Here is a 15,662-nt window from a genome sequence, read left to right as displayed (position 1 = left end):
CGTTCGCGGCCTTCAGTCACCAAACAACTCCGGCATTTCCCGATGTGCCTTGCCCGTGACCGTGAGTTCGCGCTCGTCCAATGCCTGCCGCACCCAGCCGCGCCGCAGCGACAGCTGCAGCCAGGCCGCGGCCAGCGCGCCGCCGAGGTGCGGCCGGCGCTCGCTCCAGTCGAGGCAGGCGCAGGCGAAGCGGCGCCGGGCCTGGCGCGCGGCGTCGATGTCCAGGCCCAGGCTTTCCAGCGCCAGCGCACCGTTGGCGGTGAGTTCGTAGTCACTGCCCTGCGCCGCCGCCTCGATCCAGCCCTGTGCCAGCAACTGGTCGTGCAATGCGACACCGGCCGAGCCGGCGATGTGGTCGTAGCAGGTGCGCGCGGCGCGCAGGCGTGTGGGCGTGTTGGGCCTGAAGGTGTCGCGCCTGGCGCCGGCAACGACGAGCAAGCCTTCCAGCGCCGCGGCCACGTCGCTGCCAGCCAGTCGGAAGTAGCGGTGCTTGCCCTGCGCCACCGACTCGATGAGCTTCTGTTCACGCAGCCGTGCCAAGTGTGAACTCGCGGTGGAGGCCGCCACGCCGCCGACCGTCGCCAGCTCGGTCGCGGTGCGCGCATGGCCGTCCATCAGGCTGCACAGCATGCGGGCGCGTGCCGGCTCCGCAATCGCTGCGGCCACGCTTGCCAGGTGGGTGTCGGCTTGATCGTCCGGATCGTCATCCATGCTTCGATGGTAGTCGAAGCATGCAATCCGGATCAACTGCATCATGCGTGGCATGAGCGCTGCGCCGGGCCGCCCCCAGCAAGCTCGCTTCTTGCAGATCGCATCGGAATCGCGTCCATCGAAAGGCAGGTTGGCCGCGACCAGCGCCACCAGCAGGGCGCCCCCGCGGGGGCAGCGAGGACAAGAAGTGCCGAGCGTGGGGGTCCAACGGCGCCGCCCGGCCGCTCCGAAGGCGCTCGCACCACAGCAAGGAGGTTGCCAATGATTCCTGCCAATGCCATCGATGCGCTGACGCATGCCGATCCCTACGCGTACGACGCGACCCTGCGCCAGGGGCCGCCGCTTGCCTTCGACGACACGTTGAAACTGTGGGTCGCGAGCCGCGCCGATGTGGTGGCTGCCGTGCTGGGCCATCCTGGGCTGCGGCGTGCAGGCACTGGTCGAGCAAGGCCTGGAACTGGACGCGATCCGCAAGGCGGGATGGGACTACCGTGCGTCGGTCAACGGACGCATCCCGCGCTTTCATGGGACGGCCCGGATTTGCAACGTCGCAGACCGCCCGAGCAAAGGATGCGCGGTCCACGGGGGACTTGATCAGCGTTTCCTTGGCTCACGATGAGCGCCGCGCTGCGTGCAGCAGGCTCACGGCGCCAGCGGCAACGACGCGGGTTGACCCCATCGCAACGAAAGTGCTGCAGGCAGCCGCAGCATCTTCGTGACGTGCATCACCAGCAGGCGTTGCGCCCCCGGATAGGCAGAGATTTCCTCCTCGTCCTGCACGATCCTGACGCTGGCGGCGACATACAAGAGATCGCCGTTGTCGTAGTCGATGAACAGCAATCCGGCGCGCGGCTCAAGCAGCAAGTTGCCGAGCGTGTTGAAGAAATAATTTCCCAGGTAGTCGGGCACGACAAGGGTATGTTCGTCGACGACGCGCACGAAGCCGCGCGGCCCGCCGCGATGCGACACATCGACGCCATGCGCCCTTGCGGCACCCGACGATTGCGCGTGCGGATGCGCCGTGGCAATGAAGAAAGTGTCGGCCTGCGCGATGAAGCGCATGGCTTCGGCATCGAGCCGGTCGGCGTGTTCGGACGGCATCGCCGTGCCCTCGCGCGCCGCGAACGAAGGCTCGCGGGGCCAGATGTACTTGGGGCAATTGCCGAAGCTTTGCGTGATGCGCACGGAGAAACCATCGCCATAGACGCGATCGACGATGCCATTGGCCCGGTTGCGCCGGCGCGTGTGCGGCTGGATGCCGAGCAGGCCGATCGATGCGCCTTCCGCCAGCGCCGCAACCGGATCGCCCGGCATGGGCAAGGCCGCGATGTCGAGGTGACGGTCGTCGGGCGAGCGGATGAAGCCAGCAGGCGCAGCCAGCGCCGACGCCCACGGCTGCCCTTCCCCGTCGACAAGGCCGTACAACAGGAACGGCAGTTGCGAGAAGAAGTCGCGGTGTTGCGCGGGCATCGCCTCGCGGATCACGCGGGCACCGACCTCCTCCAGCTTGGCACGCGAACCGGCATGGGCCTGCAGCGCCTTCTCGCCTTCGTGGAAAGGCGCGTCGGCTTCGAGAACAGAGATGGTCATGGGCATTGCCTCGCAGAAGAACAGTGCATTCATTGTTCTTTCTTTCAATCTTCGAATGAATCCCCCTCCACGCAGTGCACTGCTCCACTTTTCGGTTTAATGCGGCGATGGATCGCCTCAAAGCCATGCAGACCTTCGTGCAGATTGCCGACCAGGGCAGCCTCACCGGCGCGGCGCGCGCACTCGACAGTTCACTGCCGGCGGTGGTGCGTTCGCTGGCCGGACTGGAAGCCCATCTGGGCGTGCGGCTGTTCCACCGCACCACCCGGCGCAACGCCCTGACCGAAGAAGGCCGCCACTACCTGCAGAGCGCGCGCGAGGTGCTGGCCGCCGCCGACGCGGCCGACAACGCAATGGCACGCGAGGCCGGCGAGCCCGTCGGTCGACTGACCGTGACTGCGCCGGTGATGTTCGGCCACATGTACGTCTCGCCCGCCGTCACGCGCTTCCTGCAGCGCTACGAGAAGATGCGTTGCAGTGTGCTGCTGCAGGACCGCAAGGTGGACCTGCTCGAGGAAGGCATCGACGTCGGCATCCGCATCAGCGAACTGGAGGATTCGTCGCTGGTCGCGCAGGCGCTCGGCACGATCCGCCGCGTGGTCGTCGCCAGCCCTGCCTTCCTGAAGCAGCACGGCGTGCCGGCACATCCTGATGCGTTGCGCAACGTCGACTGTGTGCACATTCATCCGGCCAACATCGGCCCCTGGACTTTCCGGGTCGCCGGCAAGTCACTCGCCGTGCAGACCGCCGGACGCATCGAGTTCAACCACATCGCACCGGCCATCGAGGCCTGCGCCGCCGGCATGGGCTTCGGCTCCTTCTTCTCCTACCAGGTGCTGCCGCATGTGGCGCAGGGCCGGCTGCGGATCGTGCTGGAAGACTTCGAGCCGCCGCCGCGGCCGGTGAGCCTGATCTATCCCCACGCGCGCCTGATGCCGGCCCGCACGCGTGCCTTCGTGGAATGGATGAAGCAGGAGTTCAGCGGGTTCGCGCTGTGACGGAAAGCGGTGGCCTCGCGGACAATGCGCCGGTGACAACCCCCGCCCTCTTCCATGTGTCGCAGCTCAGCAAGCGCTACGGCGACACCACCGTGGTCGACGACCTGTCCTTCGACATCGCGCCGGGCGAATGCCTGGGCGTGATCGGGCCGAACGGCGCCGGCAAGACCACGACGATCCGCATGTGCCTGGGCCTGACGGTGCCCGACACCGGCGACATCACCTACCGCAATGGCGGCGATGCCGAACTGCAGATGCCGCGCGACGCGCTGGCCATCAAGTCGCAGATCGGCGTGGTCACGCAGTTCGACACGCTCGACCCGGACTTCAGCTGCGCCGAGAACCTCGTGGTCTACGGCCGCTACTTCGGCTTTTCGAAGGCGCAGATCCTGCCACGCATTCCGCAGTTGCTGGAATTCGCGGCCCTGTCGCACAAGGCCGATGCCAAGCCCGGCGAGTTGTCGGGCGGCATGCGGCGCCGGCTGTCGCTGGCCCGCGCGCTGGTCAACGACCCGAAGTTGCTGCTGCTCGACGAACCCACCACCGGGCTGGACCCGCAAGCGCGGCACCTGATGTGGGAGCGCCTGCAGGTGCTGCTGCAACAGGGCAAGTCGATCCTGCTGACGACTCACTTCATGGACGAGGCCGAGCGCCTCTGTTCGCGCCTGATCGTGCTCGACCATGGCCGCAAGATCGCCGAAGGCAAGCCGCGCGACCTGATCGCCAAGCACCTGGAGCCGGACGTCATCGAGGTATACGGCAACGGCGCGCTCTCGCTGGCAGAGCGGCCGGAATTGAGGGCGCTGGCGGCGCGCGTGGAGGTCAGCGGAGAGACCGTGTTCTTCTACACGCAGGATGCGCGCGGCCTGCTGCAGGCACTGGCTTCGCACCAAGGCTTGCGCACCTTCCACCGCCCTGCCAATCTCGAGGACCTGTTCCTCAAAATGACCGGGAGGCAGATTCGTGAAGACGGATAACTTTGTTGCTCGCCCCCAGCATCCGCGCACTTCGTGTCGCTCCTCCATCCCCCTGCAGGGGGCGGCACCTGCGGCCCGGCGAAGCCGGTTCCGCGGTGCCTCGTGAAAGGAAAGGTCATGCCCATTTCTGCACCCCTGAGCGAACCTGAATCGGTATGGCGCGCACCCACCATGTCGATGCGCTGGTGGCCCGTGTTCCTGCGCAACCTGCTGGTATGGCGCAAGCTCGCGGTGCCCAGCCTCATCGGCAACATTGCCGAGCCGCTGATCTGGCTGGTGGCCTTCGGCTACGGCATGGGCATGCTGGTGGGCGAGGTCAACGTCGATGGCACCAAGGTGCCCTACATCCTGTTCCTCGCCAGCGGCTCGATCTGCATGAGCGCGATGAACGCGGCCTCCTTCGAGGCGCTGTACTCCGCCTTCTCGCGCATGCACGTGCAGAAGACCTGGGACGGCATCATGAACGCGCCGGTCGGGCTGGACGACATCGTGATGGCCGAGATGCTCTGGGCCGCGTTCAAGTCGATCTTCACGGTGACGGCGATCCTGTTCGTGATGCTGGGCCTGGGCATCAGCCACAGTCCGAAGCTGCTGGTGGCCTGGGTGGTGCTGGCCGGCGCGGGCATCACCTTTTCGTCGATGGCGCTGATCTTCAATGCGCTGGCCAAGGGCTACGACTTCTTCACCTACTACTTCACGCTGTTCCTCACACCGATGATGTTCCTGAGCGGCGTGTTCTTTCCGCTGGAGCAGTTGCCCGGCGTTGTGCGTGCCGTGGCCGCGTGGCTGCCGCTGACCAGTGCGGTGCTGCTGGTGCGGCCGCTGTTCATGGACCAGTGGCCGGACGGCTGGGTGCAGCATGTGCTGGTGCTGGTCGTCTACACGGTGGTCGCGTTCTGGGCCGCGCTGGCCCTCACGCGCAAGCGCTTCAGCGCCTGATGACGAAAGGAGTTGCCGAGATGGAAACCAAGATGCAACCTGCCCCCTTGCACATCGGCATCGTCGGCTGCTCGGCCGAAGGCGCCGCGCTTTGCTACAAGACCATCTGCGTCGAAGGCGCCTTGTTGCTGGGCCCGCATGCGCATCCCGAGGTGTCGATGCACACGGCCTCGCTGGCCGACTACGTGCGCTGCCTGGAGCGCAATGACATGCAGGGCATCGCCGGCCTGATGCTGGCATCCGCCCACAGGCTCGCGCGTGCCGGTGCGGACTTCCTGGTCTGCCCCGACAACACCATCCACCAGGCGCTGCCGCTGGTCGCGCCGGCGTCGCCGCTGCCGTGGCTGCACATCGCGGAAGTGGTCGCGGCCGAGGCGCAACGGCGCGGCTTCCAGCGGCTCGGCCTGCTGGGTACACGCTGGCTGGTCGACAGCGAGGTCTATCCGGAGAAGCTGACGGCGCGCGGCCTGCAGTACGTGCGCCCGACCGTCGCAGAGCGCGACGACAGCAACCACATCATCCTGGACGAGCTGGTACGCAGCATCTTCAAGCCCGCCTCGGTGGCACGCTACCAGCGCGTGATCCAGCGCCTGAAGGAAGACGACGGCTGCGACGCCGTCGTGCTGGCCTGCACGGAGATACCGCTGGTCGTCGATGACAGCAATGCGGCGCTGCCGACGCTCGATTCCACACGGCTGCTGGCGCGGGCAGCGTTGCGCAGGGCTGTCGGGGCGTCCTGAAGTTCCATACGACTGGCATTGTCTTCCGGCCGCTGGCTGCGTCGGATCGCAGCAATCGACGTTTAGCAATGCTTTACTTCATTGCTCGAATGCCCTAACATTTTCAACGGTGTCAAACGTAAGGAGGTGACGCAATGGAAGTGGTTCTGAGGAAATATGGAAACAGCACGGTGGCGGTCATGCCACCTGCCGTGCTGCGCGATCTGGGCCTCAAGTCAGGCCAGACGATGAGTCTGGAAACGACATCGGAGGGCAACATCGTGCTATCTCCCAAGCGGCGTTTCACATTGGCTGAGCTGGTGAGTCAATGCGATACCAAGGCCGCCCCCCCCGCGGACATGGCGCTCTGGGAGGCCTCCAAGCCGGTGGGCAACGAAGTATGGTGAGAGCGGCCGGCTTTGATCGAGGCGATGTCGTGAGCGTGAGCCTGGACCCCATCGTCGGGCATGAAACTCGTGGACAACGATTTGCGCTGGTCTTGACGACGAAGGAGTTCAATCGCCTCGGAGACGTGCTGGTGGCACCCATCACGCAAGGAGGCGACTATTCGCGCTACGCGGGATTTGCGGCGTCTCTCATGGGGACAGGTTGCAAGACGCAAGGCGTCGCGCTGATGAACAAGATTCGAATGCTCGACCTCGCAGCGCGTGGAGCGCGCAAGGTCGAACGCGTTCCGCAGGAAGTCATTGACGACGCCTTGGGACGACTCATGGCGCTGATCGAGTAGTTGAGGAAACCGGCTGCGGCCCAGCGTGCGGCGCCCTCGAACGCTCCGGTCAGCGCAGACTAAAGCTGCCTTCCCCTCGGCACCACGCTCAGTTGCATCGTCGCCGTCGCAGGCGCCGCGGTCAGCGTGGCCTGTTGCGGCGCGATGTCGATGAGCTGGTCCGCATGCCAGACCTTGATGATCGCCGCGCCCTCCGGCACGTTGAGCGTGGCGAGGCCCTCGGCGTTGGTCAGCGAGGCAAAGGGCGAATCGCGCACGTCGACGTAGCCGCGCATCGAGTTGTGCAGGTGGCAGCCGAGCAGCACCGCGCCGGGCTTGTCGGACACCGCATCCGCGACCTTGGCGGCCTTGCCTTCCGCCTTGCCGTCGATGCGCAGTTCGAAGCCACCCGCGGCATCGTCGTTGAACTGCGCGATGCCGGCGGCCGAGGCGCGCACGTGGTGCTCCCACGGATCGTTGTTGACGAAGTGCGCCTTGGCGCCCACCGCCACCACGCTGACCGTCGGGACAAGGCGCATGTCCTGCTGGCTGATGACCACGTCCTTCGGCAGCCGGGCGGGCGTGGTGGATCGGCCCGCGCTAACCACGACCGCGTTGGTGACGGGCTTGCCTTCCTTGTCGAGCACGCTGACCTGCAGCGAGGTGCTGGCTGCCGCGCAACCGGCAAGCGCGAGCAATGCCGAGGCAACGAGGCCGCGTGTCCTGGTCTTCATGGAGCGCTTTTGAAGTTGATCAGCCGGGCATGATGTGCCAGACCTTCAGGTAGTTGTCGCCGTACTTGTCTCCCGGCTCCTGTCTTCCGGCCAGGTGTAGAGCGGCTTGCCGCGGAAGGCCCACTGCTTCTTGCCGTCGTCGCGGTAGTCGCCGCCCGGGCGGGCGCCATCGGCGGCAATGACCGGCGGCCACTTCCCGGCACAGTCGCCGTTGCAGACCGACTTGCCCGAGGTCGCCACATCCTTGTCGAAGGTGTAGGGCGTCAGGCCCTTGGCATTGACCAGCATCCCGCCAGCGGCCTTGACCGGCAGGTTGGTCGGCGCCGCTGCGCAACCGGCAAGAACGGCAAGACTCAGGGCAAGGCAGGCAACCAGTTTCATGGACTTCCTCGTCATGGCATGTGAATGATGGGCGCGAGATTGCGCTTTTAGATACATCTGTGCGAGAGGGTCGACCCGAAATTTGCACGGCCTGCAGCGAACGCGCGGCGCGGCCAGAATCGGCGCATGACCGATCTATCCAATTTCCCCATCACCCGGAAGTGGCCCGCCACGCACCCCGACCGGCTCCAGTTGTATTCGCTGCCCACGCCCAACGGCGTGAAGGTGTCGATCATGCTGGAGGAGACCGGGCTGCCCTACGAGGTGCACCTGGTCGACTTCGGCAAGCAGGACCAGATGACGCCGGAGTTCTTGTCGCTAAGCCCGAACAACAAGATCCCGGCGATCCTCGACCCCAACGGCCCGGGCGGCAAGCCGCTGGCGCTGTTCGAGTCCGGCGCGATCCTGGTGTACCTGGCGGGCAAGACCGGCCAGCTGATGCCCAAGGACGACGCCCGCCGCTACGAGACGCTGCAATGGCTGATGTTCCAGATGGGCGGCATCGGCCCGATGTTCGGCCAGGTGGGTTTCTTCCACAAGTTCGCCGGCAAGGACTACGAGGACAAGCGCCCGCGCGACCGCTATGTGGCCGAGGCCCGGCGCCTGCTGGGCGTGCTCGACAAGCACCTCGAAGGCCGCCAATGGATCATGGGCGACGAATACACCATCGCCGACATCGCGAGCTTCCCGTGGATCCGCAACCTGAACGGCTTCTACGAGGCGGGCGAGCTGGTGGGTTTCAAGGACTTTGCCAACGTGGCGCGGGTGCTGGCGGCCTTCGTGGCGCGGCCGGCGGTGGCCAGAGGGTTGACGATTCCTGCGCGGCCTGCGTGACTCGAACGCGGCAGCTCACCGCGTATCCAGCGGCCGACGGGCCCTTGCTGCTGCAAGCCTGGCCCGGAGCTGTTTTATGACGTCGTCGGCCTCGAAGTACTGGCCTGATTTCCGCGCGCTGGCGAGCGAGCGCATGCCACGCGCCAGGAACGCTGCCTGGTCCTCGCCACCCCGCCTGGACGTGGAATGATCTGTGCTCCGGGTCGTCCGCACCATCATCAAAGCTCCGACCCGGCGCCCCGCACCCGCTCCTCGATCCACTGCGCAAACCCGCGCTCCGCCTGCAGCCTGAACGCATTGCGCGCCTGGTTGCAGGCCGCATGCGCCAGCCGGCGATGCTGCTGCTTGCGGACGCTGCCCAAGGTCGCGTCGTTCAGGTGCTCGATGGTGGCGGACTCCGGCCGGCCGTGCGGCTCGTCGAAATCCATGGGCAGCTTGCACCAGTGACAGTTGGGACCGAAGGTGGATCGGAGGGCTTGGACGCTCATGGGCGTGACTGTAGCCGCCGGCTCGGGCAATACTCGGCGCGCGCGACGGCGGAGGTGAATCTTCCGCGCGCAACGCCGGGGCCGTTCGCTGCGGCGCTGTCTAATGTCGGAAATCTCCCGGATTGCCATGACCCATCCCATCGCCATCGGTGTCGACATCGGCACCACCAGTACCAAGGCCGTCGCGTTCAGCATCGCGGGCAAGGTGCTGTCCCACCACGCGGTCGACTACCCGCTGCTGCGGCCCGAGCCGGGCGCAGCGGAACAGGACCCGGAACAGATCTACCAGGCCGTGCTCGCGGTGATCGCCTCCTGCGTCGCGCAGTGCCGTGCGGCGCCGGAAGACGTGGTCTGCGTGTCCTTCAGCGCGGCGATGCACAGCCTGATCCTGGTGGACAAGGCCGGCGAGCCACTCACCCACAGCATCACCTGGGCCGACAACCGCGCCGTGACATGGGCCGAGCGCATCAAGACCGAATGGAACGGCGACGCGATCTACCGGCGCACCGGCACGCCCATCCATCCGATGTCGCCGCTGGCCAAGCTGGTGTGGCTGCGCCATGACCGCACGGAGTTGTTCGGCAAGGCAGCGCGCTTCGTCGGCATCAAGGAGTACGTGTTCTTCCGGCTGTTCGGGCGCTGGCTGGTGGACCATTCGATCGCCTCGGCCACCGGGCTGTTCAACCTGTCGACGCTGGACTGGGACACCGAAGCGCTGGAACTGGCCGGGGTGAGACCGGAGCAGTTGCCGCATCCCGTACCGACGACGGAGCATGTGACGGGGCTGGCCGCAACGGTCGCCACGAAGCTGGGCGTGGCGGTCGACACGCCGTTCGTGCTGGGTGCCAACGACGGCGTGCTGTCCAACCTGGGCGTGAATGCGATCTCGCCCGGCGAGGTGGCCGTGACCATCGGTACCAGCGGCGCGATGCGCACCGTGGTCGACAAGCCGATGACCGACCCGTCCGGCCGCACCTTCTGCTATGCGCTCACGCAGCGGCACTGGGTGGTCGGCGGGCCGGTGAACAACGGCGGCATCATCCTGCGCTGGGTGCGCGACGAGTTCGCGGCGGCCGAGGCCGAGACAGCCAAGCGCCTGGGCATCGACACGTACGAAGTGCTCACGCGCATTGCCGAACGCGTGCCGGCCGGTGCCGAGGGGCTGCTGTTCCACCCGTTCCTGGCCGGCGAGCGCGCGCCGTACTGGAACGCCAACCTGCGCGGCTCCTTCTTCGGCCTGGGCATGCACCACCGCAAGGAGCACATGATCCGCGCAGCGCTGGAAGGCGTGATCTTCAACCTGCACAGCATCCTGCCGGCGGTGGAGTCGATCATCGGACCGAGCACCACGATCAAGGCCACAGGGGGCTTCGCGCGCTCGGGCCTGTGGCGTCAGATGATGGCCGACGTGTTCGACCGCACGGTGGTGGTGCCCGAGAGCTTCGAGAGCTCTTGCCTGGGCGCTGCGGTGCTCGGCCTCTATGCACTGGGCCATGTCGATTCGATCGAGGTCGTCGCCGGCATGGTCGGCGCGACGCATCGGCATACGCCGAATCCGCGCAACGTGGCGGTCTACAAGCGCTTGCTGCCGATCTATTCGGCGTTGCCGGAGAAGCTGGCCGAGGAGTACCGCGCGATTGCGGCGTTCCAGCAGGGGGAGTGATCCGCCCCAGGCCAAGGCCGCGATCCGCAACTGACGTCGTGAAATGGCTTCATACGACTTCGCAATCCAACGCATGACTGCGTTGGATCGCCTTGCCGTGCTGCAGCACTGTCTGCGGCGCGCCGCCTTGGCTTGCGCTTGATTGCAAAGTTGTTTCAGTCGCTCTTCCGCCAGAACCGTCGCGCCGTGGCAAGTCGGCGCAGCGCCTTGCGGCAGGCGCGCGCGGCATCTGGTTGTTGTGCAGTCAGCCAGCCCACGGCGAACCACGCGTGCGGATCGGTCGCGGCGGCTTCGCGGTAGTTGGCGAGGGCGACGACCTCGTCGTTGAATTCGCCGAGCGCATCCTGCGCCGGGACCAGGCCCGCAACATAGCGCTTGACCTCCGCCTTGTCGAACAGCGGCGCCACGAACTCGGCGAGATAGCGCAGCCGCTTGACGCGCTTGCGCGTGCGGTGTTGTTCTTCGGCGGTGAGCTGTTCGAAGCGCTTGCCGTCGCGCACGACCTGCTTGTGAAGCTTGCCCAGATGCGCTTGCAGGACCTGGCGTGTGGCGCTTGCGTCGAGCTGCGCTGCCGCTGGATCATCCACAGGCGATGCCGTGAAGCCGATGAGCGACACCAGCGCGGCCTGGAATGCCGGCGCACGCACCACGTCGCCCGCGGACGGCGCCGGCTGCGCATCGTCGGGCGACTGCATGGCGATGGCCGGCGCACCGGCCGCGTCGAGCCTGGGCTGCATGACCGACAGCAGCAGCGAACGATCGCGCTGCGCCCCGAGCGCACGGAACACCTCGACGAGCGGCGCCTCCCAGGCCGCATCGAAGCGCCCCGGCGCCAGCGCGTCCAGCTCGCGCAGCGCGGTGCGCGTGCGCCGGATGCCGATGCGCAGCTGGTGGATCACCTCAGCGTCCTCGCTGCCCGCGGCGATGGCGCTGGCGTTCGGAAGGATCTGGGCCAGGCAGGCGGCCAGCACCGTGCGCTGCACGGCGTCGCCTGTGATTGCATTCGTGCCATAGACAGGTGGCGATGCCTTGACCGGGCGCTCGCCCTCCTCGGCCAACAGCAGCCGCTGCCCGCGCTCCGCCTTCGTGACCGTGCTGAACCAGAGCCCATGCCGTTGCGACCAGCGCAGCGCGAGCGCGACCAGGTCCTGCACGCGGCCATCGACCAGTTCGAGTTCCAGCTCACAGACCTGCGACGCGCCCCCTTCGCGGCCGTCGCCGGGCGGCGTCATGACCTTGCCGGTGTCCAGTGCCAGTTCGATGGTCGTGTCGCCCTCGCGTTCGTTGCGCGCGAGTCGCCAGATGTCGGTGCCGAAGGTCTCGACCAGCGGTATTGCGCCGTGGTCGAGCAACTTGTCGAGCAGGTCGCCGACCGGTGTGCCCGCGTGGCGCTGTGCATCGGGCTCCGGGCGCACCGCGCCGCTGGCGGCCAGGTCGACGTTGTGTTCCAGCCGATGCAACGGGCCGTCGCCGAGCGCCTTGGCGGTCTGCACCCAGCGCCGGCCTTCCTTGCGCACGCGCAGTGCCACGCCGCGCGCGGCGAGTGCGCCGTCCTGCGTGTCGAAGTAATGCGCCTGCATGTGCTGGCGGGCGGCCTTGCCGACGCGCATGTCCTGCGTGACGGCCTTGAGGCGGTGAGCAGGCACCTGGAACTTGAATTCGATTTCCATGAACGCTCTTCGAAGGGGAGCTGCGAATGTTGGCACGGCTCGCGGCGCTTGTGCGGGGAACGCCCAATGTATTCATGGCGTTGGCCACGCTACGATCGCCGACGCGTCCAGGCTCCAGACAACAATCGACTATGCAGCGACCTGAGGGAGAGGCATTTCCCACGGCATTCCAGGCCGTGCTGCTGTATGGCGCGCTGCTTCTTTGCCAGCTGTTTGTCGGCGCGGCGCTGCGGGACATGCGCGGCTTCGTCCAGCTGACTCCCGACCAGCTCAGCGCGCTCACCCTGGTGCTCGCCCACGGTTGCGTGTTCGTGGTGGTGATGCATTTCCAGAACATCACCTACCGCAGCCTGTTCCATCACTCGTCGGCATCCCGCCGGGCGACGTTGGCGCTCATCGTGCCGCCGGTGTTGCTGCTGGTTCCGGCGCTGATGCTGATGATCTCGGCGGTGCTGGAGGTGCTGGTGCGCATCGCGCCCATGTCGAGGTGGGAAGAAACGCTGTTCCAGCGCATAAGCGACAGCGGCATCGCATCGGTGATCGCCGCGTGCGTGCTGGCGCCGGTGTTGGAGGAGATGCTGTTCCGCGGCATCGTGCTGCGCGGCTTCCTGCGGCAGTATTCGAGGGGGCAGGCGATCCTCTGGTCAGCGATTCTCTTCGGTGCGGCGCACATGAACATCTACCAGTTCGTGGTCGGCGTCGCGATGGGCATGGTGCTCGGCTGGCTCTACGAACGAACGCGCTCGCTCATTCCCTGCATCGCGCTGCATGGTGCGTACAACTGCGGCCCGTTCGCGATGGGCCGCCTGATGAGCAGCCATTCCGGCAACGTGTCGATGACCAGCGTGGCCATGGTCTGGCTCGCGTCGCTGGCAGCGGCGGCTTGCGGCACGATGGCGCTGCGGCGCATGCTGTCGCCGCGCGCGCGCTGACCAGCAACCCGCCCGCCAGGCCTTGCAGGCGGCAATCCGGCCACCGGGCCTGCCAGCCAGTTATCGCAAGCCGCTGCGCACCTGCCGCCCCTAGAGTCGCCCTCACCATGCAGTACACACACGAACACCTCGAGATCCAGAAGACGATGCACCGTTTCATCGACGAGGAAATCAATCCGCACGTCGACGAATGGGAAGAGGCCGAGGCCTTTCCGGCGCACCAGGTCTTCAAGCGCATGGGCGACCTCGGCCTGCTGGGCCTGAACAAGCCGGAAGCCTTCGGCGGCGGCGGGCTGGACTATTCGTACGCGATGGCGTTGGCCGAGGCGCTGGGCCACATCAGCTGCGGCGCGGTGCCGATGGCCATTGGCGTGCAGACCGACATGTGCACGCCGGCGCTGGCGCGCTTCGGCAGCGACGAGTTGCGCCGCGAGTTCCTGGCGCCCGCCATTGCCGGCGATATGGTCGGCTGCATCGGCGTCAGCGAACCCGGCGCCGGCAGCGACGTGGCCGGCCTCAAGAGCGTGGCGCGCAAGGACGGCGACGACTACCTCATCACCGGTCAGAAGATGTGGATCACCAACAGCTTCCAGGCCGACTGGATGTGCATGCTGGTCAACACCAGCGAGGGCTCGGCGCATCGCAACAAGTCGCTGGTGATGGTGCCGATGAACCTGCCGGGCATCGAGAAGGCAAAGAAGATCCGCAAGATCGGCATGCATTCGAGCGACACGGGCCTCATCTACTTCGACGACGTGCGGGTGCCGCAGCGCTACCGCATCGGCGAAGAGGGCCAGGGCTTCGTCTATCAGATGCAGCAGTTCCAGGAAGAGCGGCTGTGGGCCGCGGCGAGTTCGCTGGCGCCGATGGAAGACTGCATCCGCGACACCATCGAATGGGCGCAGCAGCGCAAGCTGTTCGGCGGCACGCTGGCCGACCAGCAATGGGTGCAGTTCAAGCTGGCCGAACTGAAGACCGAGGTGGAAGCGCTGCGCGCCCTTACCTACCGGGCCTGCGACCTGCATGTGGAAGGGCAGGACGTGACGGAGCTGGCGTCGATGGCCAAGCTGAAGTGCGGGCGCCTTACGCGCCAGGTGGCGGATACGTGCCTGCAGTTCTGGGGCGGGATGGGCTTCACCTGGGAGAACCGGGTGTCGCGGCTTTACCGGGATGGGCGGCTGGGGTCGATTGGCGGCGGGGCGGATGAGGTGATGCTGGGGATCCTCGCCAAGACGATGGGGATTGCGAAGCGGCCGCCGCGGTAGTGGGCCGTACCTGCTGCTCGCCCAGAGCGCATCGAGCGGGCTCAGCACGCCATGACCGCCTTTGTTGAGGACGTGCGTTGAGGCCATGGTGGTGCTCACGTCGCTTGTGACACGCGCAGCCGCAGTCATTCGAGCAGGCGCATGCCGGTGCCGTACTGCAGGCTCACCCTGAGCCACATCGGCCCGTTGAGTTCATCCAGCTGATCGCGCACCTCGCGCTGCATGAGCATCACCGGCAGGCGCTTGAGCGTGCGCGCCTGCACTGCCTCGTCGAGCCATGGCAGGACGGCACCGAAGACGTTCTTGTAGAGGTTGTGCGTGGAGGCCGCAACGTTGCGCTCCACTGCGAGGTCCACAGGAACGCTTCCACCTTGACCGCCCCTGTGTCCCGCGGATGGCGCTTGCCCCAATGCAGGATGAATCGGCAGTTCGCTCAGGTCTCTTTGTGCTACAAACTATTGCGCATCGTGTCCCGCAGGCTAAAGGAGTGACTTGTGGCTGAACTTCCAACCGACAAGCTGTGCAAGTTCTTCGCTGTCGGTGGAATTGTCATCGCTGTCCTCGGCGGCACGGTGGCGGTTGAGCGATTCCACCAAGCTGAATTGCGAAGAATCGACGCTGACGAGAAGGCAAACGCAGCGAAGGCCGCATATGCTCGATTGTCGGCAGCGATCGACCGACAGGTTGACCTTTCCAAGTCTGTTCGCGCAGAAGCCAACGCAACGAAGCGGGCGGCACTACTGGCCGACTTCTGGAAACTCAACGATGAAACCAAGCTCTTGATGCCGGCAGTCGATACGGCCATCGTTGAGCTAAAGAAGCACGGTGACCTGAACAAGCATTTCGCTTTTATGCGAACGCTCTGGATGTACATCGGCGGAGTCTGCGTCGTGCTGGGCACCATTGCCTCTGGTCTTGGCTTCCGCTCTTGGCGAAAGCAAGAATCGCAGCCGCGCAAAATGGCTGGCTCTCAAAAATAGCCCCGTGCTCCAGCGAAGTGTCTTCGGCAGCCGGTGAACTCGTACGTTAAGCCC

At 66.2% G+C, this 15,662-nt stretch carries 18 protein-coding genes; 11 read left to right on the top strand and 7 right to left on the bottom strand.

Annotated elements, in window-relative coordinates; all coding sequences use genetic code 11:
- Positions 1 to 12: 12 nt before the first annotated feature.
- Positions 13 to 711 (bottom strand): ArsR/SmtB family transcription factor, encoded by a 699-nt coding sequence (locus WKW82_RS10210; protein WP_340342172.1) that lies wholly within the window; start codon positions 709 to 711, stop codon positions 13 to 15.
- A gap of 642 nt (positions 712 to 1,353) precedes the next feature.
- Entirely contained in the window at positions 1,354 to 2,301 is a 948-nt protein-coding gene (locus WKW82_RS10200) for a pyridoxamine 5'-phosphate oxidase family protein (RefSeq protein WP_340342171.1), read from the bottom strand.
- A gap of 107 nt (positions 2,302 to 2,408) precedes the next feature.
- Between WKW82_RS10200 and WKW82_RS10195 the strand changes: the two genes are divergently transcribed.
- The 6 genes from WKW82_RS10195 (at position 2,409) to WKW82_RS10170 (ending at position 6,682) form a co-directional block, all read left to right on the top strand.
- On the top strand, positions 2,409 to 3,299 hold the full coding sequence (locus tag WKW82_RS10195; RefSeq protein WP_340342170.1) for a LysR family transcriptional regulator: 891 nt from the start codon (positions 2,409 to 2,411) through the stop codon (positions 3,297 to 3,299).
- 32 nt (positions 3,300 to 3,331) lie between these two features.
- Positions 3,332 to 4,276 (top strand): ATP-binding cassette domain-containing protein, encoded by a 945-nt coding sequence (locus WKW82_RS10190; RefSeq protein WP_340342169.1) that lies wholly within the window; start codon positions 3,332 to 3,334, stop codon positions 4,274 to 4,276.
- Between the two features lie 117 nt (positions 4,277 to 4,393).
- Positions 4,394 to 5,215, top strand: a complete 822-nt coding sequence (locus WKW82_RS10185; protein WP_340342168.1) for an ABC transporter permease — start codon at positions 4,394 to 4,396, stop codon at positions 5,213 to 5,215.
- Positions 5,216 to 5,235: 20 nt separating this feature from the next.
- Positions 5,236 to 5,955, top strand: a complete 720-nt coding sequence (locus WKW82_RS10180; RefSeq protein ID WP_340342167.1) for an aspartate/glutamate racemase family protein — start codon at positions 5,236 to 5,238, stop codon at positions 5,953 to 5,955.
- A gap of 134 nt (positions 5,956 to 6,089) precedes the next feature.
- A complete protein-coding gene (locus WKW82_RS10175) occupies positions 6,090 to 6,341 on the top strand; it encodes an AbrB/MazE/SpoVT family DNA-binding domain-containing protein (RefSeq protein WP_340342166.1) in 252 nt (83 codons plus the stop codon).
- Positions 6,335 to 6,682 carry a type II toxin-antitoxin system ChpB family toxin gene (locus WKW82_RS10170; protein ID WP_340342165.1) on the top strand — a complete coding sequence of 116 codons (348 nt, stop codon included), beginning with the start codon at positions 6,335 to 6,337 and terminating at the stop codon, positions 6,680 to 6,682. Before WKW82_RS10175 ends, WKW82_RS10170 begins: the two co-directional genes overlap by 7 nt.
- A gap of 59 nt (positions 6,683 to 6,741) precedes the next feature.
- Here WKW82_RS10170 and WKW82_RS10165 read toward each other — a convergent pair whose 3' ends face one another.
- Complete coding sequence (locus tag WKW82_RS10165) at positions 6,742 to 7,395, bottom strand: cupredoxin domain-containing protein (protein WP_340342164.1); 654 nt, start codon at positions 7,393 to 7,395, stop codon at positions 6,742 to 6,744.
- 45 nt (positions 7,396 to 7,440) lie between these two features.
- Entirely contained in the window at positions 7,441 to 7,776 is a 336-nt protein-coding gene (locus WKW82_RS10160; protein ID WP_340342163.1) for a COG4315 family predicted lipoprotein, read from the bottom strand.
- A 126-nt stretch (positions 7,777 to 7,902) separates the two neighbouring features.
- Between WKW82_RS10160 and WKW82_RS10155 the strand changes: the two genes are divergently transcribed.
- Complete coding sequence (locus WKW82_RS10155) at positions 7,903 to 8,610, top strand: glutathione S-transferase N-terminal domain-containing protein (RefSeq protein ID WP_340342162.1); 708 nt, start codon at positions 7,903 to 7,905, stop codon at positions 8,608 to 8,610.
- Between the two features lie 218 nt (positions 8,611 to 8,828).
- Here the strand turns inward: WKW82_RS10155 and WKW82_RS10150 are convergent, their stop codons facing one another.
- Positions 8,829 to 9,038, bottom strand: coding sequence for a hypothetical protein (locus tag WKW82_RS10150; protein WP_340342161.1), 210 nt, complete (start codon positions 9,036 to 9,038; stop codon positions 8,829 to 8,831).
- Positions 9,039 to 9,225: 187 nt separating this feature from the next.
- Between WKW82_RS10150 and gntK the strand changes: the two genes are divergently transcribed.
- A complete protein-coding gene (gene gntK, locus WKW82_RS10145) occupies positions 9,226 to 10,761 on the top strand; it encodes a gluconokinase (protein WP_340342160.1) in 1,536 nt (511 codons plus the stop codon).
- A gap of 155 nt (positions 10,762 to 10,916) precedes the next feature.
- Here the strand turns inward: gntK and WKW82_RS10140 are convergent, their stop codons facing one another.
- Positions 10,917 to 12,431, bottom strand: coding sequence for a CYTH and CHAD domain-containing protein (locus WKW82_RS10140; protein ID WP_340342159.1), 1,515 nt, complete (start codon positions 12,429 to 12,431; stop codon positions 10,917 to 10,919).
- Positions 12,432 to 12,562: 131 nt separating this feature from the next.
- Here WKW82_RS10140 and WKW82_RS10135 point away from each other — a divergent pair, with 131 nt between their 5' ends.
- The gene (locus tag WKW82_RS10135) at positions 12,563 to 13,363 is read left to right on the top strand and encodes a CPBP family intramembrane glutamic endopeptidase (RefSeq protein WP_340342158.1); all 801 of its coding nucleotides are present in this window, start codon (positions 12,563 to 12,565) and stop codon (positions 13,361 to 13,363) included.
- A gap of 107 nt (positions 13,364 to 13,470) precedes the next feature.
- Positions 13,471 to 14,628, top strand: coding sequence for an acyl-CoA dehydrogenase family protein (locus WKW82_RS10130; protein WP_340342157.1), 1,158 nt, complete (start codon positions 13,471 to 13,473; stop codon positions 14,626 to 14,628).
- A gap of 125 nt (positions 14,629 to 14,753) precedes the next feature.
- On the opposite strand, the gene WKW82_RS10125 is transcribed toward WKW82_RS10130, so the two are convergent.
- Positions 14,754 to 14,984: a site-specific integrase gene (locus WKW82_RS10125; protein WP_340342156.1), complete on the bottom strand. Its 231-nt coding sequence runs from the start codon at positions 14,982 to 14,984 to the stop codon at positions 14,754 to 14,756.
- A 138-nt stretch (positions 14,985 to 15,122) separates the two neighbouring features.
- Between WKW82_RS10125 and WKW82_RS10120 the strand changes: the two genes are divergently transcribed.
- Positions 15,123 to 15,608 carry a hypothetical protein gene (locus WKW82_RS10120; protein WP_340342155.1) on the top strand — a complete coding sequence of 162 codons (486 nt, stop codon included), beginning with the start codon at positions 15,123 to 15,125 and terminating at the stop codon, positions 15,606 to 15,608.
- Positions 15,609 to 15,662: the final 54 nt, after the last annotated feature.

The sequence above is a fragment of the Variovorax rhizosphaerae genome, from assembly GCF_037889975.1.
GTDB lineage: Bacteria > Pseudomonadota > Gammaproteobacteria > Burkholderiales > Burkholderiaceae_C > Variovorax > Variovorax rhizosphaerae.
Note: the sequence above shows the minus strand (reverse complement) of the source record. Positions and strands in the feature narration are given on the sequence as shown.